At 37.9% G+C, this 23,730-nt stretch carries 21 protein-coding genes; 17 read left to right on the top strand and 4 right to left on the bottom strand.

What is annotated here, in order from left to right; all coding sequences use genetic code 11:
* Nucleotides 1-126: 126 nt before the first annotated feature.
* The 7 genes from J2S05_RS15480 (at nt 127) to J2S05_RS15450 (ending at nt 8,295) form a co-directional block, all read left to right on the top strand.
* Nucleotides 127-948, top strand: coding sequence for an MIP/aquaporin family protein (locus J2S05_RS15480; protein WP_306984371.1), 822 nt, complete (start codon nt 127-129; stop codon nt 946-948).
* A 36-nt stretch (nt 949-984) separates the two neighbouring features.
* Nucleotides 985-2,490: a glycerol kinase GlpK gene (glpK, locus tag J2S05_RS15475; RefSeq protein WP_306984370.1), complete on the top strand. Its 1,506-nt coding sequence runs from the start codon at nt 985-987 to the stop codon at nt 2,488-2,490.
* Nucleotides 2,491-2,717: 227 nt separating this feature from the next.
* Nucleotides 2,718-4,361, top strand: coding sequence for a glycerol-3-phosphate dehydrogenase/oxidase (locus J2S05_RS15470; RefSeq protein WP_306984368.1), 1,644 nt, complete (start codon nt 2,718-2,720; stop codon nt 4,359-4,361).
* Between the two features lie 40 nt (nt 4,362-4,401).
* Entirely contained in the window at nt 4,402-4,944 is a 543-nt protein-coding gene (locus J2S05_RS15465; protein WP_306984366.1) for a glycerol-3-phosphate responsive antiterminator, read from the top strand.
* 124 nt (nt 4,945-5,068) lie between these two features.
* Nucleotides 5,069-6,400, top strand: a complete 1,332-nt coding sequence (locus J2S05_RS15460) for an oligosaccharide flippase family protein (protein WP_306984365.1) — start codon at nt 5,069-5,071, stop codon at nt 6,398-6,400.
* Between the two features lie 146 nt (nt 6,401-6,546).
* A complete protein-coding gene (locus J2S05_RS15455) occupies nt 6,547-8,010 on the top strand; it encodes an alpha-N-arabinofuranosidase (protein WP_306984363.1) in 1,464 nt (487 codons plus the stop codon).
* 12 nt (nt 8,011-8,022) lie between these two features.
* Complete coding sequence (locus tag J2S05_RS15450; protein ID WP_306984361.1) at nt 8,023-8,295, top strand: DUF6171 family protein; 273 nt, start codon at nt 8,023-8,025, stop codon at nt 8,293-8,295.
* Nucleotides 8,296-8,534: 239 nt separating this feature from the next.
* On the opposite strand, the gene J2S05_RS15445 is transcribed toward J2S05_RS15450, so the two are convergent.
* Together J2S05_RS15445 and J2S05_RS15440 are read right to left on the bottom strand one after the other, a co-directional pair.
* Nucleotides 8,535-9,890, bottom strand: a complete 1,356-nt coding sequence (locus J2S05_RS15445) for a hypothetical protein (protein WP_306984359.1) — start codon at nt 9,888-9,890, stop codon at nt 8,535-8,537.
* Nucleotides 9,871-10,428 carry an RNA polymerase sigma factor gene (locus J2S05_RS15440; RefSeq protein WP_306984357.1) on the bottom strand — a complete coding sequence of 186 codons (558 nt, stop codon included), beginning with the start codon at nt 10,426-10,428 and terminating at the stop codon, nt 9,871-9,873. The genes J2S05_RS15445 and J2S05_RS15440 overlap by 20 nt, the downstream gene beginning before the upstream one ends.
* A gap of 65 nt (nt 10,429-10,493) precedes the next feature.
* On the opposite strand from J2S05_RS15440, the gene J2S05_RS15435 reads away from it, so the two are divergent.
* From J2S05_RS15435 to J2S05_RS15415, 5 genes are all read left to right on the top strand, one after another.
* On the top strand, nt 10,494-11,612 hold the full coding sequence (locus J2S05_RS15435) for a sensor histidine kinase (RefSeq protein WP_306984356.1): 1,119 nt from the start codon (nt 10,494-10,496) through the stop codon (nt 11,610-11,612).
* On the top strand, nt 11,613-12,245 hold the full coding sequence (locus tag J2S05_RS15430; RefSeq protein WP_306984354.1) for a response regulator: 633 nt from the start codon (nt 11,613-11,615) through the stop codon (nt 12,243-12,245).
* Between the two features lie 153 nt (nt 12,246-12,398).
* On the top strand, nt 12,399-13,328 hold the full coding sequence (locus J2S05_RS15425) for an ABC transporter ATP-binding protein (RefSeq protein WP_306984352.1): 930 nt from the start codon (nt 12,399-12,401) through the stop codon (nt 13,326-13,328).
* 12 nt (nt 13,329-13,340) lie between these two features.
* On the top strand, nt 13,341-14,561 hold the full coding sequence (locus J2S05_RS15420; protein WP_306984351.1) for an ABC transporter permease: 1,221 nt from the start codon (nt 13,341-13,343) through the stop codon (nt 14,559-14,561).
* Nucleotides 14,561-15,670 (top strand): ABC transporter permease, encoded by a 1,110-nt coding sequence (locus tag J2S05_RS15415; protein ID WP_306984347.1) that lies wholly within the window; start codon nt 14,561-14,563, stop codon nt 15,668-15,670. The genes J2S05_RS15420 and J2S05_RS15415 overlap by 1 nt, the downstream gene beginning before the upstream one ends.
* Nucleotides 15,671-15,749: 79 nt before the next feature.
* Here the strand turns inward: J2S05_RS15415 and J2S05_RS15410 are convergent, their stop codons facing one another.
* Complete coding sequence (locus tag J2S05_RS15410; RefSeq protein WP_306984345.1) at nt 15,750-16,409, bottom strand: endonuclease III domain-containing protein; 660 nt, start codon at nt 16,407-16,409, stop codon at nt 15,750-15,752.
* A 552-nt stretch (nt 16,410-16,961) separates the two neighbouring features.
* On the opposite strand from J2S05_RS15410, the gene J2S05_RS15405 reads away from it, so the two are divergent.
* From J2S05_RS15405 to J2S05_RS15395, 3 genes are read left to right on the top strand one after another with little or no spacing between them, the layout of a single operon-like run.
* Nucleotides 16,962-17,483, top strand: coding sequence for a CarD family transcriptional regulator (locus J2S05_RS15405; protein ID WP_306984343.1), 522 nt, complete (start codon nt 16,962-16,964; stop codon nt 17,481-17,483).
* Between the two features lie 16 nt (nt 17,484-17,499).
* A complete protein-coding gene (gene uvrA, locus J2S05_RS15400; protein WP_306984341.1) occupies nt 17,500-20,301 on the top strand; it encodes an excinuclease ABC subunit UvrA in 2,802 nt (933 codons plus the stop codon).
* A gap of 8 nt (nt 20,302-20,309) precedes the next feature.
* Nucleotides 20,310-20,489, top strand: a complete 180-nt coding sequence (locus tag J2S05_RS15395) for a hypothetical protein (protein WP_306984339.1) — start codon at nt 20,310-20,312, stop codon at nt 20,487-20,489.
* A gap of 175 nt (nt 20,490-20,664) precedes the next feature.
* Here the strand turns inward: J2S05_RS15395 and J2S05_RS15390 are convergent, their stop codons facing one another.
* Entirely contained in the window at nt 20,665-21,549 is an 885-nt protein-coding gene (locus J2S05_RS15390; RefSeq protein WP_306984337.1) for a deoxyribonuclease IV, read from the bottom strand.
* A gap of 222 nt (nt 21,550-21,771) precedes the next feature.
* Here J2S05_RS15390 and J2S05_RS15385 point away from each other — a divergent pair, with 222 nt between their 5' ends.
* The gene (locus tag J2S05_RS15385) at nt 21,772-22,809 is read left to right on the top strand and encodes a hypothetical protein (RefSeq protein ID WP_306984335.1); all 1,038 of its coding nucleotides are present in this window, start codon (nt 21,772-21,774) and stop codon (nt 22,807-22,809) included.
* Nucleotides 22,810-22,922: 113 nt separating this feature from the next.
* A complete protein-coding gene (locus J2S05_RS15380) occupies nt 22,923-23,594 on the top strand; it encodes a 4'-phosphopantetheinyl transferase family protein (RefSeq protein WP_306984333.1) in 672 nt (223 codons plus the stop codon).
* Nucleotides 23,595-23,730 lie beyond the last annotated feature (136 nt).

The raw sequence follows: 23,730 nt of genomic DNA, 5'->3' as shown, positions 1-23,730 counted from the left end.
GCTGATGAGCCTATGAGAGCAGCTTTTTATTCCGTAGTGAAAATGACTATGGGATAGAAAGCTGCTCTTTTTTTGTGTTACAAAGTAAACGTATTAGGGTAAGTTATATTCAAGGGGGAGTATGGAATGTTAGCAGAGTTTTTGGCTGAAATGATTGGAACGATGGTATTAATTATTATTGGTGGCGGTGTAGTAGCTGGTCATCTATTAAAAAAATCAAAAGCTGAGGGATCGGGTTGGATTGCGATCTCAGTCGCTTGGGGTTTAGCTGTTACAATGGGTGTTTATGTATCAGGAACAGTAAGTGATGGACACTTAAATCCTGCTGTAACCATTTCTTTTGCAGCAATTGGTGAGTTTCCATGGAGCATGGCTCCAGCATATATAGCAGGTCAACTTCTTGGAGCATTTCTAGGAGCATGTGTTGTGTATTTGAATTATTTACCACATTGGAAAGAAACAAAGGACAAAGGGCTTAAGCTTGGTGTGTTTGCTACGGATCCGGCTATCCCGCATTATCCTTCAAATGTCATTAGTGAAGCTATTGGAACCGCTGTATTAATTTTTGGACTTTTAGCTATAGGGGCAAATCAATTTACTGATGGATTAAATCCATTTATCGTTGGGTTACTAATTACTGCTATTGGCTTTTCTTTAGGAGGAGCTACTGGGTATGCAATTAACCCAGCACGTGATCTAGGACCTCGAATTGCACATTTTCTACTTCCGATTCATGGAAAAGGGTCATCAAACTGGAGTTATTCGTGGGTACCGATTATTGGACCACTTCTTGGTGGGGTTATCGGTGCAGTATTCTATCAATTTGTTTTTCTAGAAAGTTCAATCATTGGTGTAATTGTAGGTGTAGTTGCGATTCTAGCGCTTGTTGTGATCTCAACCACTTTTTCAATTGCCAAATCAAATCAATCAAAAACATTAAATCAGTAAGCTTCGTTTTACAAAACCATTAAGGGGGAATTAATCATGGAGAAAAAATACATTTTATCATTGGATCAGGGGACAACTAGTACACGAGCTATTCTATTTAATAAAAAAGGGGAGATTGTGCATTCTGCTCAACGAGAATTTACACAGTACTTTCCAAAGCCAGGCTGGGTAGAGCATGATGCCAATGAAATTTGGGGGTCAGTTCTAGCTGTTATTGCTGGTGTTTTATCTGAATCCGGTGCTACCGCAAAAGAGATCGCTTCTATTGGAATAACCAACCAACGCGAAACAACGGTTGTCTGGGATAAAGAAACAAGTAAACCAATCTATCACGCACTTGTATGGCAATCACGCCAAACAGATGGAATTTGCCAAGAGCTTCGAGCTGCAGGCCATAATGATGTCATTAGAAATAAATCAGGTTTACTAATAGACGCGTACTTCTCAGGGACAAAGGTCAAATGGCTTCTCGACAACGTAGAAGGTGCACGTGAGAGAGCGGAGAAAGGCGAGTTGTTGTTCGGAACAATTGATACGTGGTTGATTTGGAAGCTGACAGGTGGAAAGAAACACATCACAGACTATACAAATGCATCGCGTACAATGATGTATAACATTTATGATTTAAAGTGGGATGACGAGCTATTAGAAATTCTAGATATTCCACATAGCATGCTTCCGGAAGTTCGTTCTTCATCTGAAGTGTATGGTGAAACAGTTGGTTATCACTTCTTTGGTGAAGCTGTACCTATTGCCGGAGTTGCAGGGGATCAGCATGCAGCACTGTTTGGTCAAGCTTGTTATGAGCCTGGAATGGTTAAAAACACGTATGGCACAGGATGCTTTATGCTAATGCAAACAGGCGAAAAAGCTGTGAAGTCTGATAATGGACTTCTGACAACGATTGCCTGGGGAATAGATGGAAAAGTAGAGTATGCGCTTGAAGGAAGTATTTTTGTTGCCGGATCAGCTATTCAATGGTTGCGAGATGGCTTACGCATGTTTAATGATGCGAAAAGTAGTGAAAAGTATGCTGAGAGGGTTTCAAGCACAGATGGAGTGTATATGGTCCCTGCATTTGTAGGACTTGGAGCACCTTATTGGGATAGCGAGGCGCGTGGAGCGATTTTCGGCTTAACTCGCGGAACGACAAAAGAACATTTTGTCCGTGCAACGCTGGAATCACTTGCTTATCAAACTCGTGATGTTATGAGAGCTATGGTAGCTGATTCAGGTATTGAAGTGAAAAAACTTCGAGCAGACGGAGGAGCCGTGAAAAATGATTTCCTCATGCAGTTCCAAAGTGATTTATTAAATATTCCGGTAGAACGTCCGGTGATTAACGAAACAACGGCTCTTGGAGCAGCTTACCTTGCTGGACTCGCAACAGGCTTCTGGGAAAGCAAAGAAGAGATCGCGAAAAATTGGCAAGTAGAAAAATCTTATGAAGCATCTATGGACGAAGAGCAGAGAGAAGCACTATATGATGGATGGAAACAGGCAGTAGAAGCAACCATGGGGTTTAAACCAAACATCAAGTAACGTTGGACATCAGGACTGTGAGTAGCCTCATCTTCATATGGAATGATTCCCTTAGGCAAATCGCTTTACGGAATCGTACATTTGGACTATACTAAAGATAAGTTAATAACGGTCTGAGATGATGAGGAGGCCACAGCATTCCAATGTTCCTAGAGATAGGACTAAGGATTTGCTGTGGTCTCCTTTTGTCATTTTATCGGATACGAATGATAGTAGGGGTGGAAAGAATGGGATTCTCATACGAACAACGGACAAAAAATGTACAGGAAATGGGAAGCAATGAACTAGATGTATTAATAATTGGTGGAGGTATCACCGGTGCAGGGATTGGATTGGATGCATCTTCACGTGGACTTAAAACAGGATTAATTGAAATGCAGGACTTTGCGGCAGGAACGTCTAGCCGATCAACAAAATTAATTCATGGTGGGTTAAGGTACCTTAAACAGTTTGAGATTAAATTAGTAGCAGATGTGGGGAAAGAACGTGCGATAGTCTATGAGAATGCGCCGCACGTAACAACGCCACTTTGGATGATGCTACCTTTTTATAAAGGCGGAACGTTTAACTACCTGACTACATCTCTTGGTTTAAAAGTGTATGATTTCCTTGCAGGAGTTAAGAGAAATGAACGTAGAAATATGCTTAAGTCTGAGAACGCAATTTCGAAAGAGCCTTTATTGAATAAAGAAGGATTAAAAGGTGCCGGTGTGTATGTTGAGTACCGTACAGACGATGCTAGATTAACGATTGAAGTGATGAAAAAAGCGGAGGAGCATGGATTGCTAGCTTCTAACTATGTAAAAGCTGACACATTCCTTTATAAGGATAAAAAAGTGGTTGGTGTACAGGTAACAGACCTATTAACCGGGGAAAAGCAAGACATCTATGCGAAGAAAATTGTGAATGCTACTGGACCTTGGGTTGATCTATTACGTGAAAAAGATAACTCGAAAAAAGGCAAAACGATTCATCTGACAAAAGGTGTTCACTTAGTTGTGAGCGGCGAACGTTTCCCACTTCGTAGTGCGCTGTATTTCGATACACCGTTTAAAGATGGACGGATGATGTTTGCTATTCCACGTGAAGGCAAAACATATATTGGGACAACCGATACAAACTACAAAGGCGATCAGGCTGATCCAGGGGTAACAAAAGAAGACGTGGACTATATCTTAAACGCGGCAAATGGAATGTTCCCTGAATTAGATCTTAGTGCAGAGGATGTTGAATCTAGTTGGTCTGGTTTACGTCCACTAATTCATGAAGAAGGGAAAGATCCTTCAGATATCTCACGAAAAGATGAAATCTTCCGTTCAGATAGTGGCCTATTCACGATTGCTGGAGGAAAACTGACTGGTTACCGGAAAATGGCTGACAGCGTTGTAAAAATGATGGTTGCAGAGCTTCCAGGAAACTACCCTGAGTGTAAAACGGAGAAGATGCTTCTATCAGGTGGAGATGTAGGTGGATCCGATCAATTTGAAACCTTTGTCAAAAAATATGTTGCTGAAGGACGCGAGCGTGGGTTGTCGGAGGACGAGGCAGTAGAACTTGTTCATCGATATGGATCGAATATCCATCAAGTATTCTCTCATCTAGAATCAGCAAAAGATAAGGCACTTCCACCTTACTTGCAGGCGACACTTGATTATGCACTTGAGAATGAAATGACAGCAACACCACTTGACTTTTTTGTTCGCCGTACCGGTTACCTTTACTTCCATATTGATAAAGTACTAAAATATAAGGAGCTAGTGATCAATGAGATGAACGATCGCCTTGGCTGGAGCCCTGAACAAAAAAGTCGCTTCACTAAAGAGTTAGATCAACAAATTGATGCGGTTTCCTTTAAGCATACCGTTCAATAGTTAATCGCTTTTTAAAAGCAAAGAGGAGAACGGTTGTTATATGTTTGAAGGACAGAAAATTCTACCTGCTATAAAAAAGATGAAGGATTTTGAAAAGGTTCTGGAAAGTGATTACACGTACATTGTGATGCTTGATCTTCATATCTCTCAGCTTGTAGGGGTTGCAAAATATGCGAAAGAACATAACAAGAAACTCCTGCTACATGCAGACATGATACAAGGACTAAAGAGCGACAAGTATGCAGCAGAATTTTTGTGTCAAAACCTTCGTCCAGCAGGATTAATCTCCACAAGAGCAGAGGTACTAAAAACGGCGAAGAAGAATGGGTTAATTGCCGTTCAGCGTTTGTTCCTACTTGATACGATTGCATTAGAAACAAGCTATAAATTAGCCGAAAAAGTTGAACCTGATTTGATTGAGGTCTTACCTGGAGTTGTTCCTGAACTGATCTCAAAGGTACAAAAGGCAACAGGTATCTCTGTGATTGCTGGTGGTTTGATTGAAAATGAACAAGATATTAAAAACGCGTTAGACGCAGGAGCTCATGCTATAACCACTTCTAGAAAGCCTTTGTGGGAATAAGAATAGAGTCACTGTTTTGGGTTTATGCAAAACGATCACTTCTTTATTTATGGGTTGTACCCATATTTAATGGACATCTCTCATATATGTAGTATGAGAGATGTATAAAGGAGTGGACGTGAGCATGAACCCTTTTTTTCGTGGAGCCCTTTTATTAAGTACGGCGGCTCTTGCAGGAGAGTCTTTGGAATTTCTTATTAATGTTGTTCTTGCTAATGAGTTAGGTGAACACAATTTTGGACTATACATGGCTATTTTGCCTACGTTAGTATTTGTTGTGGTCTTATCGAGCCTTGAGTTACAAGTATCTGTTTCAAAGATGATTGCAGAGCGAGCAAGCTCGGAGCATATAAGCTTGTTGAAGGGTGCTTTAAAGCTAGCCATCGTAGTGGCCGTTACATGTATAACCGTTGCTTTTATTGTACTTCCAAACCTACCTGTTTTGAACCAGTATCACCCTTTTGTCAAATGGCTCCTCATCCTTTTGGTTCCGGTTGTCACCTTTTCCTCGGTAGCTCGTGGGTATTTTGTAGGGGCGCAGCACACTAAAAAGATTGCGGTTATTAATTTGCTTAAACGAGGAGCGCAGTTAGGGTTTCTGTATGGTGTGTTTCAATTATTTCAATTTCAAAGTCAAACAGCTATTTTTGTTGCATTAGGTACCGTAGTCTTAAGTGAGATTCTTGTTTTATTTTATATGGGAACTGCCTTTGTCTTACAAGTTAATCGTTTACGAAGAGATGAACAAAAACCAATTGAGAATCAAGAAGTGTACCAATCGTTGTTAGCAGTATCATTACCAACTACAGGATTACGGGTCTTTCACGCCATAACCTTTGCCATCAAACCGTTTCTCATTACAACGGCCCTATCAAAAGCAGGTTTGATGGAAGGCATGGCATTAATCCAATACGGGAAACTTGCAGGCGTAGCGTTTACCATTGGTTTTTTTCCAGCCTTTATCGCACACTCTCTTTTGACGGTGATGGTGCCGCTTGTGTCTTCTGGCTACTCAAAAGGAGATATGAGCTCTCTAGCTAAGCTGTTAAGGCAAGCGATGGGAGTGACACTTGCCTACAGCTTGCCGGTTGTGATGATCTTTTATTTCCTGGCAGAACCACTAACGGACTTATTCTTTGAGCATTCTCCGGCTTCAGGTTATCTGACCATGCTTGTTCCATACTTTCTCTTTCATTATTTTGCGATTCCAATGCAAGCCTATTTGATTGGAATTGGTTTAGTACGAGAGGCATTTATGCATTCGGTGTGGTCTACAGGGGTATCTTTTTTGCTAATGTTTACTCTGGGGTCACTACCAACCTTACAAATGGATGGAATCATTATTGGCATGAATGTTGGGGCTGTTTTATTAACGTTGATGCATTATGTGACCATCACGGATAAGCTAGGCTTAACCTTAGTTCTAACTCAGTCATCTAAACATCGATTGAGTTAGAAGGGGGGCAAATGTTGAGCGGTGTGAATGAAATGATTTGCCCGCTCAAATAAATAGAAAAAGGTAGACGAATTATACTTGTCCGTATAAGATGAGAGTATAAATGAAAGCGCTTATAAAAATTGTCGCTAGGAGGAAGTGAAAATATGAGACACAAAGCTATCGTTCAATTTGATGGAGAGAAAGCACAAATTAACCGAAATATTCACGGACATTTTGCAGAGCATTTAGGAAGATGTATCTATGAAGGGATTTGGGTTGGGGAGGACTCTGATATTCCCAATACAAAAGGAATTCGAAACGATGTGCTACAGGCACTAAAAGATTTAGAGATTCCTGTCCTGCGCTGGCCAGGAGGCTGCTTTGCTGATGAATATCATTGGAAGGATGGAATTGGACCAAGAGAAGGTCGCAAACGTATGGTAAATACACACTGGGGTGGAGTGGTTGAAAATAATCACTTCGGTACACATGAGTTCTTTCTACTATGCGAATTAATTGGTGCAGAGCCTTATGTGAACGGAAATGTGGGGAGTGGAACCGTTCAAGAGATGCAGGAATGGGTTGAATATATTACATTTGATGGTGAGTCACCAATGGCTGGTTTACGACGTGAAAACGGACAAGATCAGTCATGGTCACTTACTTATTTTGGAGTAGGTAATGAAAATTGGGGTTGTGGTGGTAATATGCGCCCCGAATATTATGCGGACCTTTATCGCCAATTCCAAACATACGTCCGTAATTATGGAGAAAATAAAATCTACAAAATAGCATGTGGACCTAATGGTGACAATTACCATTGGACAGAGGTGTTAATGAGAGAGGCCACTCCTTTTATGGATGCGCTCACTTTACATCATTACACGATTCCTGGTCCGAGCTGGCAAGAGAAAGGATCTGCCACTAGATTCACCGAAGACGAATGGTATACGACAATCGAACGTGCTTTGTACATGGATGAATTGGTCACAAAGCATAGTACAATTATGGATAAATACGATCCTGAGAAAAAGGTTGGTCTCATAGTAGATGAGTGGGGAACGTGGTTTGATGTGGAGCCTGGAACAAACCCAGGATTTTTATACCAACAGAATACGATCCGTGATGCACTGGTAGCAGGTGTCACACTAAATATTTTTCATAACCATTCAGATCGCGTACAGATGGCAAACATTGCGCAAACGGTGAATGTCTTGCAGGCCATGGTATTAACAGAAGGCGATCAAATGCTACTGACGCCAACGTATCATGTATTTGATATGTATAAGGTTCACAAGGATGCAACGGCGATCCATGTCCAAGAGAACACAGACAACAAACATCTGCATCTGAGTGCGTCCAAAAATCAAGCAGGTGAAGTACATCTATCCATTTGTCATTATGGATTAGAAGAAGCAGCTGAATTTGAATTTGAGTTACGAGGATGGGAAAAAGCTGCAGCTCATGCAACAGGTACAATCCTAACGGCAGATTCAATGAACGAGCACAATACCTTTGAAAATCCCGAGGTGTTAAAACCAACAAGTCTTGACGGTATAAACCTGACAAAAGATAAACTCTCAGTCACCATTCCTCCAATGTCTGTTGCCGTTATTAAACTACACTAAGGAGCTGTCGAAATGGCTTGTAAGGGATGCTTATTAGAAGAGGATTGGAGAAAGACATCAGTCCAAACCCTAATTGATGAACAACTAGCCTTCGAGACGGATGTAGTTAGTGATGAGTATTACAGGGGACGTCTCACATTATGTGAGGCGTGTCCGTCCTTGGTTAGTAATACCACCTGCAAACATTGCGGATGCTTTGTTGGATTCAGAGCAAAGCTTTCGTATAAAGGCTGTCCATATCCAGGGACAGATAAATGGAAAGAGGCTGAGATAGAACGGATATAGTTACCTTAAAACCCAAAATCATTATGATTTTGGGTTTTTGTCATTTGAACATTAGAGAGTTGGGCTACCGCTCCGGACATACACTCCGCTTTCCATGGGTGGCTGGTGAGCCACCTTTTGCTTACGCACTGCGCAGTCTCACCCTAGCCTTTGCTCCCATTGGAGTCTCCATGTATATCCTACGCTGGTTTAAGCTTATTTGTAAGAGATTGAGTGACTGACAACTCTCTTAGTATAGATTATTCCCACTCTAGTTCGTCGATGAAATATTGAGGCATTTCCTTTGCACCAATTACACCTATTTCTTGTTTTGAGTTGGGATCAATTTGACTATAAATGAAATACCAAGAATCATTTAATCGATAGAGACTAAAATACCCAGTGGTTTGATCAGTTGGTTCATCTTCATTATATTCTTTTGGATAAAACGTAATTAATTCTTTATTATTCACGTCTATAGAGTCTGCGTCTATACCGTATGTATCTACTAAAATATCTTGAGAAAGTGTAGGGTCAAAATCTGTATCTAACTTACCAAATGAATAAAAGCTGTTGTCAGTTGGATCTTCTGAAATCCTCCACTCTGTAAATCCTTCTTGTTCAATACGATTGATGTCCGCATTTTGAGGTATATAGGTAGAAAAGTTTAATTCGTTATTTTCATATAGAGTAACGGTTTTTTGCTGGTAGTCATCAAAATCTATACTTGTCACAACTTCTTTCGTTAACGGACGACCATTTTCTGATACATCTTCACTTATATCTAAGACATAAGGTGATTCTTCTGGGAAAATGTTCGACATAAAATAATATGACTGAGCCCATTTATCCGGTTCATCTAATGGGAAATCTGCAAATAAGACGATCCTTTTACCATAGAGTTCTGAAGAGAATAAATCATAGAATCGATTCGTATTCTCATCTTTAAGAGAATAAAAGAATGATTGGTCGTTAAAAGAAAATCCAACACGATCGTGTGATAAAATTAACCGAGCATTAACCACATACCTATGAACATCATCTGTTGGTAATTGAGTTACAGAAGTATATGTATGCTTCAAAAGCAACTGATCGATCTCACGCTTAATGAGATTCTCTGAGCTACTTTCATCAAATAATAGAAACGTCAGCTCTTCCGACTCTAGACCTGAAAGAGTTGTTTTTGTACCTCCTTCAATGGACTCCTCATTAATTTTCCAATCAGGATTAAGCGTGATCCAAAACTCCTCGTTATGCATAAATTCAGGCTGTATAGGCGAAAAAACATATGGACCTCTTGGGATTAATTTATTAGCTATCTCTGAATCGACTTCAATGTCTTTAAGAGCTTCAGGCAATTGGTATTTATCCTCATTCTCTTCGTTTATGATAAGCGGGGCATCTAACTGCCCAGTAGGTGTAGGCGAATCTACGAATGAGAAGAAAAGAATAGCAGCTGCCAAACCTGCTCCTGCCAATGAAAAGCTTGCTAATAAGTACGGCTGTTTTTTTCTTTGGTTAGATTCCTCCAACCCTTCTCTAAATGCATGAAGACTTTTATGGTATGTACGATTAGACATCTCTACATACTCTTGTTTAGATGATTTCTTGTACATGTTCCTGCACCTCCACTCCAATATCGTCCTTCAACATTTTTTGTGCACGTTTTTGTAATGCCTTAATCGAATAAATTGTTTTTCCCATAACGGATGCTGTTTCTTTTAAGGTAAAATCTTCGATGTAGCGAAGATATAAGACAGTACGATAAGATAAAGGTAACTTATTTATCGCATGATGAATGAATTCAACCTGCTCATGTCTGATGGCTGTTGCATCGGCGCCCTCGTGATTACCATCATTATGTGATTGATACTCGATAAAGTGATTTCTGATATAAGCACTTTTGTAATAATCAATAATGGCGTTTCGTGCGATTTTGAAGATCCATGTTTTAAATGAAGATTTCTTTTTAAAGTGAGACAGGTTTGAAGCTGCCTTGAAAAAGATGTCCTGAATGAGTTCTTCAGAGTCATGATAATGATTGGTTTGAGAATAAATGTAATTAAATAATTTCTTAGCATACCGTTCATGTAAAGTGTTTACAGCTAATTGATCCCCTTCTAAAATACGTGTAACAAGTTCGTTGTCGTCCATAATTTCCTCCTCTCTACTTTAATAGACGATTTACTTTCAAAAAAGAGTCGCGGAAAGGTGATAAAATGAAGTTTATTTTTGTTGCAATCGCTGTTTCTTTTATTTTTAGCAGTATTGAGCAACCAGAACTCATTCAGTCCTATGAATTTTGGTTTGGAATGGGCATATTTGCTGGAATGGCTAGCAGTAGACCTTTGTGGCAATCTGTCTCTATGTTCTATAGTATACTTGCTTTTATCTACAGCTTCTTCCATTTTATTGTTTTATCGGATGGAATGGTCACACCTTATTTCATCTATAGTATTCTCGCAATCGCTGTTAGTTTTGAAGACAAGAAATCGTATAATATTCCATTGTATCTTCTAGGATTGTTCCTGACCCTTCACTCGTTTTATTTTATTGAAACGATTTCTTTTTCGATTTTAATGATTTCGCACTATATCTTATTATTATTTGCTCTCTTATCTATAAAAAAATTAACAGTACAGAATGAGGAATACATACAGGAAAAGCAAACATACCTTATCGAATATCGAACATTAAACCGTCAACTTAGGGAACAGGAATTAAACACAGCTGCAAAAGAAAGAAATCGAATCGCACGTGATCTTCATGATTCTGTAGGCCATCAGTTAACTGCATTAATGATGCAGCTTCAAGTAATCGAAATGCAGTTGGAATCTATGCCTGAACAGCAGAAATTGATTAAACAAACGAAAGACCTCGCGCGGAACAGTCTGAAGGAAATGCGTGAGTCGGTTAAAGCCCTGCAGAAAGATTCAATAAAGGGACTTGAAGCGGTTATTCAGCTCATTCGTAAATTAGAAGCTGAGAGTCATGTCCGAATTCAAATGGTCACAAAACCTGGTGCCATGTCCGTTGTTTTAAATGATGAGCAGAGTGTAGCAGTCTATCGATTTATTCAAGAGGGTTTAACGAATGCCATGCGGCACGCGTCCTCAAGAGAAGTTGAGGTTACACTTGAAATTTTAGGTGAACATAGTTATGTAATGAAGATGTCGAATCGAATACACCAATCGAGTCAAGGTGAGGGATTTGGGTTACGTAATCTTCGCACTCGGTTTATCTCCTTAGATGGGAGATTTAGTTCAGGGGTACGTGGTGATCAATTTGTGATTGAAGGTGTATTCCCTCTTATAAAAAGGGAGATTGGAGGTAGTTAAATGGCATCGATCCTTTTAGTAGAAGATCAAGTACTTGTTCGACAAGGATTAAAAATGATGATTGAATCAGATTCAAATTTAGACGTACTGTTTGAGGCAACCAACGGGGAGGAAGCTGTACAAGCGTATAAACAGCATCCGGTTGATCTAGTACTCATGGATATCCGAATGCCCGTCATGACAGGACTAGAGGCAACTAAAAAAATAAGAGAGTGGGACACAAATGCGCGTATTCTTATTCTGACTACATTCTCTGATGATGAGTATGCATTAGAGGCGTTAAAGCTAGGTGCGGTCGGTTATCTGCTTAAGGACGCAGATAGCGAAAAGCTTATTAACTCCATACATAGTGCCCTTCGCGGTGGAATGAGTCTCGATGAACAGGTAGCTGCTTCTGTGGTGCCAAAACTACTCAAAATGAAAGGAGAAAGTGAAATTTCGATTGATTTAACGGAGCGAGAGGTGTCGATCCTAAAATTAATTGGAGAAGGCAAAAGCAATCAAGAAATTTCAGAAACTCTCTATCTAACCGTAGGTACCGTTAAAAATTATGTCAGTCAGTTATTAACGAAGCTGGATGCGAGAGATCGAACTCAGCTAGCGATTTTTGCTATACGTCATCATTTGGTTTAAGTCGATAAGCACAAGCGTCATCACTAAAGATGACGCTTGTGCTTTTTTGTTATGACTTAAGTCATAACACTAACGCATGTTTTTATGACTTTTAGGAATACGCAGGGAACAAGATCTAACGTACACTAGAGAAAGAGATGAGGAGGCGGTTACATGCTTGAAGTAGTTAGCTTGTCAAAACGGTTTAAGCAACTAGAGGCAGTAAAGGGAGTAAGTCTGTATTTAGAAAAAGGTGAGTCTGTTGGTTTACTAGGGCCAAATGGAGCGGGTAAATCTACAGCAATCTCCATGATATCAACGCTTATTAAACCGACAGAGGGAAATGTTCTTTTTCTTGGTGAGAGCATGATTAAGCACCCAAAAAAGCTTAGGGAGGCAATTGGACTTGTGCCTCAGGATTTGGCTGTTTTTCCTCAACTAACAGCAGAGGATAATTTGTTATTCTTCGGAAAGATGTATGCCATTCCAACCAAACAATTAAAGCAAAGAGTGAATGAGCTGTTAATAGAGGTAGGGTTAGAGGAACGAAAAAAGGATAAAGTAAAAACGTTTTCTGGAGGGATGAAAAGAAGGCTAAACATTGCGATTGCACTTATTCATCGACCTGAGATCTTAATTATGGATGAACCAACAGTTGGTATAGATCCGCAATCTCGCAATTTTATTTTAAAGATGGTCCGTCGTCTTCAAAAGGAAGAGCAAATGACGGTTTTGTACACGAGTCATTACATGGAGGAAGTAGAGTATGTTTGTGATCGAGTCTACATCATGGATCGAGGCTCTATGATTGCAGCCGGTACAAAGGATGAGGTAAAGGGAATTCTTCGATCAGAGGAAACGATAGAAATTCATGTTAATGAAATGAGCCAACATCTTGAACAAACACTACGTAGTCATCCAAATATATCGTCAGTGGTAGCAGAACAACCCACGTATACAATCGTCACCAATCAAGCAGATATGTTTGATGAGGTTATTGAGATGGCAACGGAAGCAAAAGTTAAGTTGATAGGCATTCAAGCAAAGCCACCAACCCTTGAAGATGTCTTTCTTCATTTGACTGGCAGAAAGCTAAGAGATTAAGGAGGTGAGACCATGCTGTGGGCTCTAATTAAAAAAGATCTACAACATCTTCTAAAAGAAAAATCAGTCTTAATTCTATTATTTATCATGCCAATTGGTCTCATTTGTATCCTTGGGTTTGCCCAATCAAATAATGAACTTGAACCATTTTCAATTGCTGTGGTGAATGCAGAAACACAAACAGAAGAACTTAATCGGTTTCTAGATAAAGCAGAAAATAACGGAATTCCACGTGAAGCGGCAAATCAATTTGCGACAGAATTTAATCTGAAAAATATTTTAATAGAAGACGTACTTGAATCCGGATTAGATACACAAATTTTGCTAGAAACGTCTGTACCATTAGACGAGGCTCTAGCAAACAAAGAGTATGCTGCTATTATAGAATTTCCTGATGGGTATCAGGAAAGTATTTGGAAGTCTATTTTTCTTAATGAAGGCGATCAAAAAGAAGTCATTCTGCATCTGAATGAAGAAAAATCTATCTATTCTCAAATGGTAGAGGGCATTATTCACTCATTTTATGAAATGATTCGTATGCAGAGTTTGGCTGGAGAGACAGAAGGAATGGCTATTTTACAACCGGGGGAAGTGGACCATAAAATTATTGAAAGTCAGACTCGTCCAATTGATATATTTGATTATGTAGCCGTTGGCATGGCTTGTATGTTTGTTTTATATACAGCGGGTTTAGTATCTCGTTATGCAACGGATGAAAAGAGAACAAAAGTGTTTGATCGGATGATTCTTTCCAGTGCGCCTGCTTATATATATGGCATTAGTAAATGGATAACAGGAACAATAACAGCAGCATTTCAGTTATTTATTATCTTTCTTATTTCGTATATTGCATTTGATGTAGCATGGGGAAGCCTCCTGCAGTTTAGTATAATTACGTTAGCTATTAGTATGACCGTAGGTGGTTTGTCTGTATTATTAACTTCCTTCAACTTTCGATTTGATTCTTACAAAGCATCCACCTTGTTTACAAATATCATCGTAACAATGTTTGCGTTTATAGGAGGCAGCTTTATCCAAACGGATATGCTCCCACCTCTTATTAGTAAGCTTGGAGAGTTTACACCAAATGGAACAACCATGACGGCTTATTTTCAGGCATTTCAAGGTGGTACATTCTCCTCTATTTTACCGAGCGTGGGTATTCTAACTACCTATAGTGTAATTCTTGTAGCCATAGCCATTATGTTGTTTCCGAAAAGGAGGGGACAATAATGAAAGGAATCATTTGGGGTTTGATAAGAGAAACAATCAGAAATCCGTGGGCCCTCATTGCGATGTATGCCCTCACCATATTATTTGTGTTTATGATTGGTCAAACAGATATGAGCGGTTCCATAAGTATTCCTGTGTATTCAGAGGAATTAAGTGAATCAGAAGTTGATGATGCAGTAGCTATTTTAAATGCTGATCAAACAATTGATTTTTATTCAATTAATCAAGGTGAGGTACAGGATGTATTAAACAGACAATCTGCGGAAGTAGCTGTTCATTTGCAGTCTAACCGGTACGATTTATTAGTAGCCAGAGAATCGTTTGCTACTGATATTGTGGAGTCTGCAGTGAATACTTATTATGTGAAAGAACAATTTGTGAACGAGGCTGTTGCGGCAGGTGTGGGCAGTGCGTCAGAAATAAGAGATGAGATTGGCAATACCTCTGAAGCATATCCAATCTCAACAACAAGCTTTACAGTTCAACATACAGAGAATTGGACCTATGATCAATCTTTACAAGCTGTATTTGGTTTTAGTTTATTCTTTGTTATTTATACAATCACGTTTTCTGTGACCTCGATCATCGAACAAAAACAAAATGGAGTCTGGGACCGATTGATTTTATCACCCGCTTCAAAAACGAGCATTTATTTAGGAAATCTTATCTATAGCTTTTTAGTTGGTTACTTACAAATTTTTATTATCTTTATCTTATTTGCCACCGTCTTTCAATTTGATTTTCAGGGAGGGTTTTTACTTAGTTTGATTGTTGTCATCCCATTCATATTTTCATTAGTTTCTCTTGGCATTCTTCTAAGTGGAATTGTTACTTCAATGAGACAATTGGATGCGATTGTCCCATTCATTGCTGTGAGCTTCGCAATGCTTGGAGGAGCTTTCTGGCCAATCGAAATCGTCTCTTCAAAGGCAATCTTAATCCTTTCAAAAATAAGCCCCATTACGTACGGGATGGAGATGCTAAAAGGAGCTACTCTATATAATTGGAGTTTTGAACAATTTTTATTGCCAGCGTCTATACTCTTTTTCATTGGTGCCCTTTGTATGGGCGTAGGGTTGAATTTGATAGAGCGACGTAGTACTACGTAAGCATTACCTGCCCGAAAAGAAGATGACAATTGTCATCTTCTTTTTTAAAATGATGTATACCATCATTATCTCTGATCTGCTATGAGCTCTTTTTCTCTTGAAAGTATTGGCAATACTGACTAATAACGCACTCAATACATTTTGGGTTCTTTGCCATACATATCTTCATCCCGTGCTGAATTAACCATTCATGTGCATGAATTTTATATAGATTTGGTGTGACTTCATTTAAAACGTCTGCTGTTTTTTCTCTATCTGTGGTGTCAACAATTCCTAAACGATTTGCTAGACGATGAACATGAGTATCAACCGCAATTGAAGGTGTATCGAACATGAAATGCATCATAATATCGGTGCATTTTCTTCCTATTCCTGTTAGTTTCATCAATTCCTCTCTTGTGTTAGGAACCTCGCCGTCATGTCGTTCAATGAGTTCACTGCACATCTTCTTTAAATTTTTTGTTTTTCTATTGTAATGAGCTACGGGTTTAATACATTCCCTTAATTCCTCATCATTCAGTTCTAATAATTCTTGTGGTGTTGAAATTCGTTCATAGAGAGCTATACACGCTTTTACTACTCTTTTATCATGAGTCATGGCCGATAAAGCTACCGACGTTAGCGTTTTAAACGGGGTTGCGTTTAATCCGTTGTTACTCCAAGGATCGTCTGATTCCTCGAAAGTGGGATACGTTTCACTCAGAATCTGATAGATTTTCTTTAAATGCTTGTTGCCCATTTATAAAGTCATCCTCTCCGCTAAAAATTTTGTGCCTTTTTCATTTTGTCCTTCAATTGGAAACCAATCTGCTTCCAGTATGTTATTCCATAATGGCTTAGGAATTGTTCATTCAAAAAGCATCTCCTTTTAAGACATAAGTATTACAATTAATTGTTCCTAAAATAAAATTGGATGAAAATCCCAATATATTCATTGAAAGCGGTTAATATATTGATTTATAAACGTTTTATTTATTACTATACGAGATATTCGACGACAAGCTCGTCAAGGTAGAGATTTATTTTTGTCACCACTAGTTTTCCTCTTTCATCTCCTAAAACTGTACCTTAGATTAGTTGCTGAATCTATGTCATCTGAAAGCAAAAAAAATTTTTTCAGAATTTTTTTTGTCATTTTTATGAATCTTTTAAAGCCTTATACTAAAGGGTTTTCCTAATTAAAATACGAAATATCACAACTGAAATTGTTAATTTGTTTGCGGTTTCATGTGCGTAAAAGACTTGACAGGAGGATGATATAATAATTATTAGAATGAAATGAGGTGAACGAATGCTAAAGAAAGGGGACCAAGTAGTTTACCCTTCAAATGGTATCGGAGTTGTACAAGATATTGAAAAAATCTTGTTAAACAATGAGAATAATTTATGTTACCTGATCTTTATTCCTAAACAAAATTTAAAGATTTCAGTACCAATTGATCATGCTTTAAAAATAGGAGTTCGTTTGGTAACAACAAAAAGTTCTTTGAAAGACTTACTCAAAGAGTCGTATGATCCGTCTAAAAACTTTGATTTAAACTCTAATCGGAAATATGCATACAATCTTAAATCTAATTCAGGAGAAATTAAAAACTTACTTGAATTAACACGTGATTTAGAATGTGCCTCCTTATTTAAAGTCCGGTTGAAACCTGTTGAGTTAATTTTCATGCGTTCTGCGAGAGAAGAGTTAATTAAAGAGCTTATGGCTACCCTAGACTGTTCAAAAAAGGAAGCTGAAGCCTTATTACAAAAAGACATACAAACAAAAATAAAAGAATTGAATATAAAACCGTCGAGAGATGCCCAATAAGATTGGAGATCTTACAATGAGTAATTTAATAAAAATAGTTGGTGCTTCAGAGAACAATTTAAAAGAAGTGAACGTAGATATTCCTAGGGATCAGCTTGTCGTTTTAACTGGAGTCAGTGGATCTGGAAAATCAAGCATAGCTTTTAATACCTTATACGCCGAGGGGCAAATGAGATATGTGGAGTCACTCTCTTCCTATGCTCGTCAATTTTTAGACCAAACAAGTAAACCCAATGTCTACTCGATAGAGGGTCTTTCACCAACTATCTCAATAAGTCAAAAAACGACGTCAAATAATCCTAGATCTACTGTAGGTACACTCACAGAAATCTATGACCATTTACGCTTGCTTTGGTCTCGAACTGGTGTTCCTTATTGTGTGCAATGTGGAACGGAAATTAAGCGACAATCAGTAGATGAAATGATAGATGTAATTGAGAACCTCCCACTAGGCACAAAAATTGAAGTCCTCGCACCTCTGATTGATAAAGCTAGGGGAGATTTCACAAAAGAGATCAGTAAGCTAAAAAGAGAAGGGTTTCATCGAGTGCGAGTAAATGAGACCTTATATAACGTCACAGAAGATGAGATTGTGTTTGATATTGAAAAGCTAACTAATATTGATGTTGTCGTTGATCGAATGCAGGTAAAGCCTGAGAATAGAAATCGACTTGCAGATTCTATAGAAATGGCGCTAGGTCTTTCAACGAAAGGGAACAACGTAGCAATATACAAACATGATACACATGAGAAAATAACATTCACAGAAGATTTTTCTTGCCCAAATTGTGAGGGGGTAATTCCTGAATTATCGCCTAGGATGTTCTCTTTTAACAATGCTTATGGCGCTTGCTCTACATGTACTGGGCTTGGGTTTCATTTAGATATCGATCCTCATAAGATCATACCCAATTTGAATTTATCTTTTGAACAAGATGCTATTAATGCAAATGGTTGGAGCAGCAACAGCGAAAGCGCCCGAGCAATTTTCCAAGCACTATGCAAAGAATTCTCATTATCTCTTACGACTCCTTTAGCGAAGTACTCACAAGAAGCTTTAAACGGTCTATTATACGGATGTGATTTAAAAACTAAGGTTAGCTTTTCAGGTGTGATTGGTGATTTAAGAGATCGCTACAAACAAACACATTCTGAAAAAGTAAAGCACCAGATTGAGTCATTAATGAGCCCTTTAGAGTGTAGCAGCTGTCAAGGTAAGCGCTTAAAACCATTCATTCTAGCAGTTAAGCTTAACCAATTAAGTATTTCTGATTTCTGTTTATTACCTATAAACCAAGCGATCGTATTTGTACAAGATCTAAAAAAGGATCGACGAATTGTAAGCATTGCCAAAGACCTCTTAGTTGAATTAGAAAATAAACTACGCTTTCTCATTGGAGTAGGATTAGATTATCTTACGATTTCTAGAGGAGCAGCCTCATTATCTGGAGGAGAAAGTCAGAGGATTCGTCTGGCGAGTCAATTAGGATCAGCTTTGACTGGCGTCATCTACGTATTGGATGAACCTTCCATTGGACTTCACCAAAAAGATAACGACAGATTATTACGTACATTAAATGAATTGAAAGAAGCCGGGAATTCCCTCATTATCGTAGAGCACGATGAGGATACGATAAGGGCGGCGGATTACATTATAGATGTAGGACCAGGAGCGGGGAATCATGGTGGGGAAATTGTCGCTACAGGTAATGTGAATGACATTATTTCAGTTCCATCTTCAATAACGGGTCAGTATTTATCTGGTCGAAAAGAAATACCTACACCCATCGAAAGAAGAAAAGGAAATGGACACACGTTACTAATAGAAGGTTGTAATGAAAATAACTTAAAAGGAATGGACGTAGCAATTCCACTTGGAACATTCACTTGTGTGACGGGTGTATCTGGTTCGGGTAAATCAAGTCTTGTCAATGAAATTGTATACAAGAGGTTAGCTGCTGATTTGAATAGAGCAAATTTAAAAGCAGGCAAACACGATAAAATGCATGGTATAAAACATTTAGATAAGGTTATAAATGTCGATCAAAGTCCAATTGGAAAAACACCTCGATCAAATCCATCAACGTATACAGGTGTTTTTGATGATATAAGGAAACTTTTTGCCTTAACTCCTGAATCAAAATTAAGAGGGTACAACCCTGGAAGATTCTCATTTAACATTCTAGGCGGACGTTGTGAAGCTTGTGCTGGTGAAGGATTAATGCGGGTTGAAATGCATTTCTTACCTGATATATTTGTTAACTGTGACATTTGCCAAGGAACAAGGTATAACCGTGAAACTCTAGAGATTACCTATAAAGGCAAAAATATATCGGAAGTTCTTAACCTTTCAGTTGAAGAAGCTCTTTTATTTTTTGAAAACCATAAGAAAATTAAAAGAAAGATCAATGCTCTATATGATGCTGGTTTAGGCTATGTGAAATTAGGCCAATCATCGACTACGTTATCCGGAGGAGAATCTCAACGAGTAAAGCTCGCATCTGAATTATTAAAGCCATCGACAGGCTCAACGATTTATATACTTGATGAACCAACAACTGGCTTACATTTCGCAGATGCTCACCAATTAATAAATGTCTTACAAAAACTTGTTAATGAAGGGAATACAGTACTGGTTATCGAACATAACTTGGATTTAATTAAAAATGCGGATTACCTTATCGATCTAGGACCCGAAGGCGGAGAAAATGGAGGATACATTCTATCTGTTGGAACACCTGAAGAAGTAATGCTATGTGAAGAAAGTTTTACAGGAGAGTATCTGAAAAGGGCTTTAGAGATACAAGTAAAAAGTTAGGTGACTAGATGACCAATTTAAATAGCCGAGTTACACAAATAAATCAGCTAAATGAGAAAGATGCTAAAGCAATTTTAAAAGTAGTTTTTAGTCAACTAGAAATCTATAAAAAAGATAAAGATCGTTTTACATTAGATCGTTTTCTTGATGATGTTGGAGAGTTACTAGATGAATTTAAACTAGGGTAAATATTTGTAGAATCATTTAGATTTCTATTAATCAGTTGAAGCATTTAATATAGACCTCTGACTAAAGCTGTCAGGGGTCTATATTAATTAGAATCGAGTCCGGCTACGTGCTAATCCTCTAAAAATAAGTTAGCCTTCTCTCATCATCTTATCATTGATTAATTAAAGGAATTTTCTATAGGCTCAATTCAACTAATTTAGGATTAAACACACCTTTTCTTAGCATCGCAATCTCTTTTTTATCTAGTGGTTTCCCATTCACAAAAGGTGTTTCTAGAATTTTAGGTATGTCTTTTAATTGCTTATGAGATGCTACGTAGTGAAGACTTTTAAAACCAATTAAACCAAATCCAATATTTTCATGTCTATCTTTACGAGAGCCTTTTTCATTTTTACTGTCATTCAGGTGAATCACTTTTAATTTATCAAAACCAATAACTTTGTCGAAGTTGTTAAGTACGTCGTCAAAATCATCTTTTACATTATATCCACCATCGTGTAAGTGACAAGTATCTAAACAGACAGAAAGTCTACTATTATTATGGACCCCTTCTATCATCCTTGCTAGTTCTTCAAATGTCCTTCCACACTCTGTTCCTTTTCCAGCCATCACTTCAAGACAAATTTGCACGTTATTTCTTTCATGTAGCACTTCATTTAATCCAGAAACGATGTTCTGTATTCCAGCGTCATAACCAGCACCAACATGGGAACCAGGATGTAAAATTAATTGCCTTGCCCCAATAGTTTGAGTCCGACTTAATTCAGCGTGGAGAAATTCAATAGAATAACTAAAGAGTTCTTTATTAGAAGTATTCGCTAAGTTTAGAATATAAGGCGCATGTACTACGACGTCATCAGGTTTTATATCTTTTGTTTCTAATAAAGCAGTGGCTTCATTCACTCGAAACTCTTCTATGGGTTTACGTCTCGAGTTTTGAGGTGAACCAGTATACACCATCATAGTATTTGCTCCGTTTGAAATAGTTTCTTTGGATGCGCCTAAAAGCATTTCTTTGCCTTTCATGGGTACTTGTGAACCTAATTTCAAGAAGATCATGTCCTTTCATCATTCGTTTTCATTAAATATGTTCCATCTACAGTATACTTAATTCTGTTTTCAAGCTAGCACATCACCTCTTATCTATAATGTTTTAATAAAATAAACACAGGGTATCGTTTCATTGAGAAAAAATTCAAGTTCGCATTTATAGTAAAAATTATTACAACACATTTGTACAAGAACACAAAGTCTGAAATCAAAGTGAGAGAGGAGAATTACATGAAATTTTTGAAGAAGATTGGATTTTCGTTTCTATTTGGCTCCTTGTTGGTCTTTGTTCTTGTTACTGGAAATGTGTTGGCAACAGCAGGAGAAGAGGGAAGTATTGAAAGTGAAGAAGTAGAGATGAACTTGGAATTACCTGATCTATATGAAAACACCATTATCTACAATGGCACAGTTAATCCAGAGTTATTGCTGGCAATACGTATGCCTGATGAAGATATTGTTGATTATCCATATGTTAATGAAGATGGCCAGTTTTCAATTAATTTCACTCATGAGGAATTTGTAGCTGGCGATGAAATTTCGTTTCTTTTAGGGAAAGAGAGTTATGAAAATGAGGAAATTGGGATTACGATTCAGCCAAAGGAAGAAGACATGGAAGTCGTCCAAAGCAGTGCTGATACAAGTGCGGTAGAGGAAGTTATCATAGACGGCACCGAAATAACTTGGCCAGAAGGTGTTGGTTCTGTAAGAATGAATGTGAGTACGATTGGGGACTTAGATGGGGCCCCCTATTATGCTCGAGAAGGAATGACTATTAATGAAAATACTCAATTAGAGTATGTAGGTGAAACAGGTTTTACAGCCTTACTTAATATTGCAGAGAATTATGAAGAAGCAAATGATCCTGATTTCCCACAACCCGGTGAAAAAGTGACGGTGTATATTACTGCTTTAGGAGTAACTGCAGAAGTAGAATCTGAAATCTCAGAGAAACTAGATGCTTGGTACGTTGATGAAGCTAATGCTGAAGATAGCCAATCAAATAATGATGATAATGGAGAAGGTTCAATAGAAAATAACCAGAGTGAGTCAGATCATACCGACTCTGTGGATGAGCCAACAACAGATCATACGGATCCTAGTGATTCTGAAGATAATGAAGTAGTTGAAAACGCCGCAACAAGTTCGAATGTTAGCAATGCTAATGGAGGAACCACATCGCCAATTACCTGGATTTTAATTGGAATCTTGGTGTTAGCAATCCTTTTTGTAGGAATATTTATTGTAAGAAAGCGACGCAAAGCCTAAGCGGAAAAGCTAAAATAGTGTTTAGTTATTAAGTGTTATTTAATACTATTAAGTTATCAGGATCTTTACGGAATAAAAATTGATCACATACTAAAACACAAAAGGAGAAAATAGTGACCATATCTATAGCTTATGGAAAATCAGAAAATGTAATCAACTATTTAAGTGGGTTGAATATAAAACTGAACAAAGGTGAATTGGAAAACTACAATCGAATGGTGTTTCCTGATATTCGGAGAGATTACCTTGCCGCACATTTACTCTCTCGTTACTGTATAAACAATCTTACAAGTGTAGATATCCATGAAATAGAATTGAACCAGCATTGTGCTTCCTGTGGTGGGAAACATGGCAAACCTGAAGTGATATATCCTGTAAACACTTTTGTATCTTGGTCACACACAAGAGGCTATGTGGCATGTATTTCAGCCTATAAACCAGTAGGCATAGATATCGAAAAAATGGATGAAGCATTAGATGTAAAATTTGGAGAATCGTTCTTATCAAAATTGGAGATAGAGAAGATTTCTTTAACAGATAATAAAGAAGTAAGCACTAATTTGTACAAGATGTGGGTTAAGAAAGAAAGCCTTATCAAGCTAGGATTATATGAAATCGATCAAATGAGAGAAATTTGTTTGACTTCTAATAACAATTTTTATTTTCATGATAGAAAAAAATACGCTTTTATAGATATAGACATGAATTCAAATTATTTTATTGGATCTGCTGTATACGAAATCGAAAAAGATGTTATAGAAAAGGTATTGTTAGCTCATCTATAAAAAATAAACTATTCTTTCTACTGGTGTTAATTATATAGTTTCTGGACTCTTGTCCCTTAATCGAGCTCTTTTTTGAATGGCCCCTTGTAGTGATTGGTAGATTAGACTTTTCCCAATATTGACCTTGCATATTAAG

The organism is Alkalicoccobacillus murimartini (genome assembly GCF_030813245.1).
Classification (GTDB): Bacteria; Bacillota; Bacilli; order Bacillales; family Bacillaceae_D; genus Alkalicoccobacillus; species Alkalicoccobacillus murimartini.
The sequence above is the reverse complement of the archived record's forward strand: the minus strand, read 5'-3'. Positions and strand labels throughout refer to the sequence as shown.

Coding starts and splice junctions, on each gene's coding strand:
- J2S05_RS15480 (WP_306984371.1), top strand. CDS start 127: ATGTTAGCAGAGTTTTTGGCTGAAATGATTGGAACGATGGTATTAATT.
- glpK (WP_306984370.1), top strand. CDS start 985: ATGGAGAAAAAATACATTTTATCATTGGATCAGGGGACAACTAGTACA.
- J2S05_RS15470 (WP_306984368.1), top strand. CDS start 2,718: ATGGGATTCTCATACGAACAACGGACAAAAAATGTACAGGAAATGGGA.
- J2S05_RS15465 (WP_306984366.1), top strand. CDS start 4,402: ATGTTTGAAGGACAGAAAATTCTACCTGCTATAAAAAAGATGAAGGAT.
- J2S05_RS15460 (WP_306984365.1), top strand. CDS start 5,069: ATGAACCCTTTTTTTCGTGGAGCCCTTTTATTAAGTACGGCGGCTCTT.
- J2S05_RS15455 (WP_306984363.1), top strand. CDS start 6,547: ATGAGACACAAAGCTATCGTTCAATTTGATGGAGAGAAAGCACAAATT.
- J2S05_RS15450 (WP_306984361.1), top strand. CDS start 8,023: ATGGCTTGTAAGGGATGCTTATTAGAAGAGGATTGGAGAAAGACATCA.
- J2S05_RS15445 (WP_306984359.1), bottom strand. CDS start 9,890: ATGTACAAGAAATCATCTAAACAAGAGTATGTAGAGATGTCTAATCGT.
- J2S05_RS15440 (WP_306984357.1), bottom strand. CDS start 10,428: ATGGACGACAACGAACTTGTTACACGTATTTTAGAAGGGGATCAATTA.
- J2S05_RS15435 (WP_306984356.1), top strand. CDS start 10,494: ATGAAGTTTATTTTTGTTGCAATCGCTGTTTCTTTTATTTTTAGCAGT.
- J2S05_RS15430 (WP_306984354.1), top strand. CDS start 11,613: ATGGCATCGATCCTTTTAGTAGAAGATCAAGTACTTGTTCGACAAGGA.
- J2S05_RS15425 (WP_306984352.1), top strand. CDS start 12,399: ATGCTTGAAGTAGTTAGCTTGTCAAAACGGTTTAAGCAACTAGAGGCA.
- J2S05_RS15420 (WP_306984351.1), top strand. CDS start 13,341: ATGCTGTGGGCTCTAATTAAAAAAGATCTACAACATCTTCTAAAAGAA.
- J2S05_RS15415 (WP_306984347.1), top strand. CDS start 14,561: ATGAAAGGAATCATTTGGGGTTTGATAAGAGAAACAATCAGAAATCCG.
- J2S05_RS15410 (WP_306984345.1), bottom strand. CDS start 16,409: ATGGGCAACAAGCATTTAAAGAAAATCTATCAGATTCTGAGTGAAACG.
- J2S05_RS15405 (WP_306984343.1), top strand. CDS start 16,962: ATGCTAAAGAAAGGGGACCAAGTAGTTTACCCTTCAAATGGTATCGGA.
- uvrA (WP_306984341.1), top strand. CDS start 17,500: ATGAGTAATTTAATAAAAATAGTTGGTGCTTCAGAGAACAATTTAAAA.
- J2S05_RS15395 (WP_306984339.1), top strand. CDS start 20,310: ATGACCAATTTAAATAGCCGAGTTACACAAATAAATCAGCTAAATGAG.
- J2S05_RS15390 (WP_306984337.1), bottom strand. CDS start 21,549: ATGATCTTCTTGAAATTAGGTTCACAAGTACCCATGAAAGGCAAAGAA.
- J2S05_RS15385 (WP_306984335.1), top strand. CDS start 21,772: ATGAAATTTTTGAAGAAGATTGGATTTTCGTTTCTATTTGGCTCCTTG.